1 protein-coding gene is annotated in these 736 nt (G+C 33.3%); it reads left to right on the top strand.

Annotated features, from left to right (window positions below; genetic code table 11):
• Positions 1-461: 461 nt before the first annotated feature.
• Positions 462-647 (top strand): hypothetical protein, encoded by a 186-nt coding sequence (locus RR876_RS16860; RefSeq protein ID WP_332637175.1) that lies wholly within the window; start codon positions 462-464, stop codon positions 645-647.
• Positions 648-736 lie beyond the last annotated feature (89 nt).

Below are 736 nucleotides of genomic sequence, written 5' to 3'. Positions count from 1 at the left end.
TAAATCATTGATAGTTTCAAACATTACCTTATCCCTGAATTTGTCTTAGTTGATAATACATGAAAAAGAAATATCAAAAAATGTAACGACATATCATTACATTTTGTATTGATTGTAAAAGTGGTAATATTGGTAAACCATTTCAAATCCCAAGACAGGATTTGAACAAGATTGTTTAGTGATTCAATTCAGTAAATCTGATTTGGGTCAAAATTGGGTCAATGATTTTTTTTATTCAATAAAATAGCTTTGGAATGAATGGGTTGGGGTTTGAGTTCAATTGACGCCACCCCAAATACCTTCCAAAACATGGCAAAATATGCCAAGTTTTGGAACTGAAAGGCTTAATCCTAAAGGGGTTAAGCCTTTTTTTATGCCTGAACATAACCAAACATAACTAGCTACAGTGTACATTGTCATGTACATTGCAATATTTATTGAACTTGCTGGTGTACAAGCTCATGAAAAGAACAGATATCAAACGCCGTCCTTTGTCAGATACCGTACTTGCTAACCTTGAAGATTGGTTCAATAATCAAAAAGAAACCTGGTCATCTAAACACATCAGTAATGTTCGAGCTTCATTGGATGAGCTTTACATTGCTCTAGCTAATAAGCGTATTAACCAAACTCAACATTTTAAGTAATTCATTACGTTGTTTTAATGTTTTCAATGTTTTATTGGTGGGTTCTTCACTTGTATTTTCCGATCTGCACTAACTTGCCGGCATTGTTT

Source organism: Acinetobacter sp., assembly GCF_036666595.1.
Lineage (GTDB): Bacteria > Pseudomonadota > Gammaproteobacteria > Pseudomonadales > Moraxellaceae > Acinetobacter.
The sequence above is the reverse complement of the archived record's forward strand: the minus strand, read 5'-3'. Positions and strand labels throughout refer to the sequence as shown.